This window comes from Providencia sp. PROV150, from assembly GCF_028481025.1.
Classification (GTDB): Bacteria; Pseudomonadota; Gammaproteobacteria; order Enterobacterales; family Enterobacteriaceae; genus Providencia; species Providencia hangzhouensis.
This window is the reverse complement of record NZ_JAMPPJ010000040.1, coordinates 1-7,053: the sequence shown is the minus strand read 5'-3', so window position 1 is coordinate 7,053 and position 7,053 is coordinate 1. Positions and strand designations below refer to the sequence as shown.

Sequence of the window (7,053 nt, the reverse complement as noted above, 5' to 3'; positions counted from 1 at the left end):
AAACCCCGCGTCACTGCGGCGAAGGTATTCTTGCCCGACCGCATTGTAGCTGTATTGCAGTGGCACATGTTGGTTGATTTGTAGTGAGGTGAGTTCGCCGAGCTGCCCAAAGGCATAATGAAGTTCACGATCACCGAAAGTGGTACGCGCTAACGTCGAATGGTCGCTGTCCCAATCATATTTGATTTCTTGACCATTGATTCGCTCACACGTTAAACGCCCCTGCTCATCATATTCAAATTCAACCACTGAATCGGGGTTGGTGGCTTTCACCAATTGCAAACGTGCGTTGTACTCATAGGTCGTGGTCGATAAACATTTATTTTCAACGCCATTATCCAGCCATTCACTTTGTTCAACAACCAACCCAGATACATCATAACGCCAACGTAATTCGTGTTGGTCTGGATAACGTGTTGCTATTCGGCGACCTAACTGATCATAACGGTGCTCTTGCACTCGCCCTGTAAAGTCGGTTTCACGAATAATTTGCCCCGCGCGGTCACGCTCGTAGGTGTATTTATCCCCTGTAGCGTTAATCACCGCTTTTAAACGCGTCAAAGAATCATATTCAAAACGGACTTCTGTACCGTCGGGACGTACCATCGCCAGCAGTAAATCAAAGGGGCCATAACGATAACGGGTGATTTTGCCTTCACCGTCCGTGACAGCAACCACACGGCGTTCGCTGTCGTACTCGATATGTTGGTGAACACCGTCAGGTAAAAGAATATCACTGACACTGCCGTTTTCACTGGCATGCTCTTGGCTATAGTGGTAGCGCGTCGTGTGTTTCAGTGCATCAGTATATTCTTGCAAGCGCCCCAGCTCATCAAACTGATATTCGGTGCTGTTTTGGTACGGATTCGTTGTTTTGATTAATTGATGGGTGCTGTTGTATTCATATTGCCACTGCGCCCCATTGGGGTGAATGGCTTTAAGTAGTTCACCGTGTTGGCTGTATTCGTAGGCTTGAATGTGACCTTGAGGGTCGGTGAGGGTCGTTAGGTTGCCTTGCTCGTCATAATCAAGCAGCCATTTTTCTCCCGATGGCGACGTGTAGGAAATCAATTGCCCCAGCTCATTATAGTCATAGTAAACATGACGCCCATCGGGAAGGAACAGGTAAGCCAATTGGCCATCAAAATGATAGCCATACTCTGTCTTTTCACCTAATGAATTGATTTCTGAGATTTTTTGACGCTGCTTCCACTGCGTATGGGTTTCACGCCAAAGAGGGTCAATCGCCCGAGTAACTAGATTATCTTCATTATAATAATAGCGTGAATAGCCGCCCTCTCCATCAATATAGGTGGTCATTCGTTGGGTATCATCATAGATAAAACGATCATGCCAATACCCTGAAGAGGAGTGAGTTGTAATGACACGGCCTTTATCATCATAAGTGAGTGTTAATTCAGTTTGATCGGTATCCCCCCACTGAACCATTAAGCCATCAGTGGTATAGCGGTGCCAAAGGTGATTTTGTTGATAGGCATCACACTCCGATAAATACCCTTGGGGATCATACGCACACACAGCAAAAACATGCTGCTCATGTTTCTGTTTGCCTCCAATGATACGCTGCAAGTGACCTTTTTGATATTCAAGCTCTAAAAGGAAGCCATCATTTCTTCTTATTTCGACTAGCTGGTGAGTGTCATTATAAATAAAATGAATGCTATTTTGGTTCCGATCCGTGATAGCACTTAAACGGCGATAGTCACCGTCAATGTGAGCAAAAGATAAGGTATGTTGCTGTATGCTATCAAAAATCGTCAATGATTCATTTTTAGACCCCGTCAACAAATAATGCGGTGCGTGAGTATTTCGGGAGCGAACGGTATTTTCTTTAGCAATAAAATCAAATTGAGCGCCATCGCTGTCTTTAAAAATAATTTTGTCGTTGTCAATTCGTAAACAACGTGACCATTCATCCGTCCATTTTGGACCGAAAAGACCACTGGCAGCAGATGTTGACTGATATGTTCGATGCAAGATAATGGGTAATAACCCGGGAATACGAACAACTTGCCACTGCTGAATAAAATCCCCTGTTGCAACATTAACAGGTTCACCTTTACATGTTGCGCCAGCAGTACAAGTCCCCCCTACATCATCACTTTTCTTCGGTGCGGGGTTTTCAGCTTTCACATCGGTATTTTTAGGTGTCCCTAATGGTTTTTCAGCTGCAGCCTCAACCTTCGGTGAAATACGGGGTCCTGGCGCAGGTAATGCTCGTTCCGCATCTTTCGCGATCTCAGTGATTGCTTGAATTGATTTTTCAGCAACTTGCGCCTCTTTTGCGGCAATAGCGGCCTCAGCCGCTCTTAGCTCCTTCAGGGTTGTAATGCCTTTTGACGTATCCGCCACCGCGTCAAGAGCCCTAGCCCCTTTGATGGCATTTATACCTTCCCCAGCTTTACCTACCGTACCTGCTTTGCTCGCAGGTAATAATATTGTCGCAATTTCTAATATTCCTCGGGACACGATCTCCGCTTTATCACTGGTGCCTTTATCCCATTTATTCTCCAAACGCTCCATCGCGTCACTTACTGCTTTTTTGGTATTTTCCCATGCCTCTTTAGCACTCTCAGACATACTTTCTTGGCAAACATTGCCTAAACGAGTATTTTCGAGAAGGATTAAAGCATCTAGTGTATTTTCAGCATTTTTAACCATTTGAATGGGGTTTATTGGGATAGCATCAGACATATGTACTAAACCGATACCCGTGTCTTTCACAAGCCCTAGCGTAGCCCGCCTTGCTCCATCTCTAACATCCCGATAAAAATTAAACGCATCCCCCGCCCATCCCCATCCTTCAACAGGCTCAGACCGAATACTGTCAATTTTCTCATCAAGATATTTATCCGCCTGATTAACCGCATTCTCTTTTGCAACTATTGCTTGACTGACAAAGCTTTGCTGTAGCGCTTCTTTTTCCGTGACCAAGTTTCGTAATAAATCAGAAATTACTGGGGGGTCATTACACGGTATTTTATTACTTTCAACAGGATTACCAGGGGACGCTTCATTCGTGATTAATGTCCCTAACGTATTTTTATTGTTCATGGCGACAAGCGAACCATGCATCGCCGCTGGCTGCCCCTCAATACGTACGGAAGTACTACCCGTCAGTATTATGCAGTCACCACTCCCTTGAGATGTGCCAGACATCACTCCTGAGCCCGCATTACTTTGAGAGCCTGCAATGATAGAGCCCACATTTAACGTGAGAGCTCCCCTAGCTCTAACGGATGTTGCAAATTTTTTGATATGATTGAGGCTTTGATAGCTATCAAACGGCACTACGGCATTGCCCACCTTACAAACATCAGGCGCACTACTGACTGCTTTAAAACCGCCTTCTGCATCACCTATGTGTTTATCCGACATGACATGCTCCTTTTGTCTGTGAAGGGACAACAACTGAAATGACAGCTTGTTTTATGGGGTATTCAGCAGGAATGCGCACCCGACGAACGACCGAAATAAATCGGTTATCAAGGTCAATGGTTAACGTGTCGAGTAAAGGTGTAACAGGAAACAACTCCCCCTCAATATCCTGAAGCAATACAAGGTACTGGTAATCGGGCAAAGCTGTGACAACCGTTGAAGATTCGGGTAACAACCCTTCCAATAAAATGGGTTCATTACCCGCTAAGAAACCGGGGTAACGTAAATGGACAGGTGCAGAGTTAAAAAATTGCTCATCAAAATCATCAGGATAAAAAGGGAACCGCGTTTCTTCCCAATGTTTGTCATAGGTTCCAGCATACTCAAGACGCCCCATCCACCAACGGGATACTGGGCCAGAACCCAATGTTAATTGCTCTTCATTAATGACGTGATGTTCTCTTGGTGTCGTTATAGTGTCCTCAATAATTTGCGGAGCTGGATATCGCTTAGATTTATCTAATGCGGAAATATCAGGATAAAAACCTATTCCAACCGGATTTGCTGCGTAAGCGTCAGTTTCTCCTTGGGTATTTATCCAACGACCACCATATGCCATTTCATGGCGCAAACTTACTCCATCAGTCAATAAAGGAGCGGTTAACTGCCAATTATCTTTTTCATATTGCCAATAGGATGGGCCCGTTAAAGTCCATGTACGAGAAAAATCCTTGACTCTGATTCCCGCTCTCCATTGTTCTGTAGGAATACCATCTTTAGGTTTTGCCACACCGCGAATGTGAATATTGGTACAAGGACGCCCAAGGACTAAATCAGTTTCATCAATAAGGCTGCTGTCTTCCGAAGTATGATAGTAATCATCCGCCATAACGAGTGGAAACTGTGTATTATTTAAATCGGAATAATGTCCCCCAGTTTTAAGTCGAAACGTTTGCCGAAACGCCAGTACATTAAATAACGCAGCTTGTTTACCGTATTTTTGATAAAGCAAATGTGGGAATGGCGTATAATTCATCACCTCAAACATCGGTTATTCCTTAATTTATATCCACATCTTTACCCGTAATCTGCACTGGGCCTGATGCTTCGAACTTAAATTCCGTGCCATTAATCGTGACATGACCGCCACTGTCCATACGTAGAACACTTGCGCCACAACGCAGTTCAATCACATCGCCCACATTGATTGATAAGGTATTCCCCACCGTGATGCTCTTGTGTTGCCCCACCGTTTCCGTATTATTTTTATCAATATTTTCAGTTCGATTGCCTTTGACCAGCATGGCTTGATTGTTATCAATAACCTCTATATGGTCATGAAGCACATGTGTGGTACGGTCATTCAGGACTTTGGTATTCATATCCTTCTGGGCATGTATAAACACTTCCTGTTTGCCGTTTTCATCCTCAAAGCGCAGCTCGTTAAACCCTTCCCCTTTATGGGTTTTCGTCCGAAACGTGGTGCGGGTTTTATTTTCAGGAAAACTGATTGGAGTCGCATTGCGACCATCATAAGTACAGCCCGTGATAATCGGCCTATCAATATCCCCATTCAGGTAACTAATCTGAACGACCGTTCCGATGCGTGGTACCGCAGAAAAACCATAGCCGCCGCCACTCCAACCCATCGCAACACGCACCCAACACGAAGCACTGTGGTCAGGCTCTCCACGTCTGTCCCAGTGAAAATGGACTTTCACCGCACCATGTTCATTGACATAGATTTCTTCACCCGGAGGGCCCACGACAGTCGCAACTTCATCACCATCCGCGGTGGGTTTATAACGATAAGGTGGCCGCCACTCTTGCGTACCAGGGATAAAAGAAACACTGTTCGACAACTGAGTACCATCCCCGCCACCATTATCTGCCAGAGGCTGGACACCATGATGACTCACGCTAATGACTTGCCAGCTGTTATTCATCGGAAGATGCGGATGATTAGATAAGGTAAAGATTTTACCCGGCATCAAGGCAAAGCAGTTTGTTGTGGCACTACCCACCTTGCTCCCATTACGTAACTGTTCAAAACGAATTTGGGTGAGTGGTTTGCCCTCTTCATCCAATTGAAAACGGCCGTAACTTTCAAAGATGCTGTGCTGCCCACCCTTTTCCAATTTATTTTCATGTTGAAGTGGGTAGGAAGGGCGAATGAAATTATTGTCTTTATGAATGGTTTCATCCACACACAAGTATTCACCGTACTGCCATGTCATGGCGGTACTGTCGCTGATATCCGTATCCGCTTGCGGGTTATACATCAGGTTAATTCCCGCCGTCATCCCCATGTGTTCGTCACTGTAAAACAATTGGTTTTCTTCAAACCAAAAGTTAATCCCTTCCTCAAAGGCGAGACGACACCAAAAATCAAAGGCGGATTCTCGCTTTTGGGTGGTGTAAATACGTTTGGGATGTAAGTCATCACGGTAAAACTTGCAGTCCGACTTCACATGCGCTTCATCCAGCAAGGTTTTTAATATGGTCGGTACGTTTTGATTTTGAAAAATACGACTATCTTGATTCAGGGTCATCACCCACATTTCTGGACGAATATCAAAGTGATACCACGTTTTTACGCCATCCGTATTCCCTTGAACCGCCCCTGCTAAAATGCCATTCACTTTACGGACTTGGGCACCATCACGCTTGACTGTTAAAGAAGAGGCGACGCCAAGGTGTTTCTGAAAATCAATAAACGGTAAGGCACTAACAGCACTAATTGAAAGGGAAAATAACGAAGACAACCCTTCCGTTAAATTAAATTCGGTAACTTGAAAAGTTTCATCGGGTAGCCCAGCAATTGAGCATGTAAACACCAAGCCACTTTCCAGACTTCCCATGCCTAGTGCATCTAACAATGCCCCGTGAGCGGCTTGTAATGCCTGACTTTCTGAAAAAGTTTGCCCACCACCAAGTTTTAATCCACCACCAAATCCACCGCCATGGATAAGCGGGTTATTGGCTACACTGTTCAATTGGGATGTCGCCTGAGTTGCCATAGATGCCGCTGTTGATACCAAAGCCCCCCCTTGCTGGGCTAATGCTGCCGCTTTTTGTACTTTACTGGACACCAACTCATTGACTTTAGATTGCACTTTATTTTTAACTTGATTTACCGCTTCATCTTTGACAATAGAAACGGGGTCAATGGTGGTTTTTTTGGGGTCTTTGCTAAACATCACTAGTCTCCATGACAAAATGGATAAGAAGCGGGGAACGAAATAAAAGCGATGACGAGCCCAAAAGAGCCCGTCAAAAAGGTATTACGCTTCGAGCGGTGCGCGCCAGTCATCAGCACCCGAAGTGCCTGCAACCGTGTGCTCCCAGTCCACTTTGCGGTAAGACAGAGATACTTCGATTAACTGCGTGAAATCGGCTTTTGCAGGGTCTTGGCAGTGAGGCATTTGGCAGTCAATATTGACGATGGTTGCATCGGTCAGTGTGGTGGTGAAGAAATGCTCTTGTTTACCTTCGACTGAGGTGCGGTACCATTTCAGTTCCACTTTCGGCAGCATTTCGCCTGATGCTAAGGCGTTATACAGTAGCGGAACGGCTTTATTTAACGCAACAGTAAAACGGAACGGCTTGTGTGCACGTTGGCCTGAAGGTTGGCCGGATTGTGGGTCTGTCGGC

At 45.2% G+C, this 7,053-nt stretch carries 4 protein-coding genes; all 4 read right to left on the bottom strand.

From position 1 onward, the window contains the following. Positions 1-3,399: DUF6531 domain-containing protein (locus tag PSE83_RS20225; RefSeq protein WP_272661058.1), on the bottom strand; the 3,399-nt coding region annotated here is incomplete at its 3' end. Beyond that, positions 3,389-4,447: a DUF2169 family type VI secretion system accessory protein gene (locus PSE83_RS20220; RefSeq protein ID WP_110591477.1), complete on the bottom strand. Its 1,059-nt coding sequence runs from the start codon at positions 4,445-4,447 to the stop codon at positions 3,389-3,391. The genes PSE83_RS20225 and PSE83_RS20220, both read right to left, overlap by 11 nt. Positions 4,448-4,457: 10 nt before the next feature. Continuing rightward, a complete protein-coding gene (locus PSE83_RS20215) occupies positions 4,458-6,599 on the bottom strand; it encodes a type VI secretion system Vgr family protein (protein ID WP_004256051.1) in 2,142 nt (713 codons plus the stop codon). Positions 6,600-6,683: 84 nt separating this feature from the next. Beyond that, on the bottom strand, positions 6,684-7,053 hold a 370-nt coding region (locus tag PSE83_RS20210), incomplete at its 5' end, for an Hcp family type VI secretion system effector (RefSeq protein ID WP_272661057.1).

Excerpts from the sequence above, each read along its gene's own strand:
- PSE83_RS20220 (WP_110591477.1), bottom strand. The coding sequence starts at position 4,447 with ATGTTTGAGGTGATGAATTATACGCCATTCCCACATTTGCTTTATCAA.
- PSE83_RS20215 (WP_004256051.1), bottom strand. The coding sequence starts at position 6,599 with ATGTTTAGCAAAGACCCCAAAAAAACCACCATTGACCCCGTTTCTATT.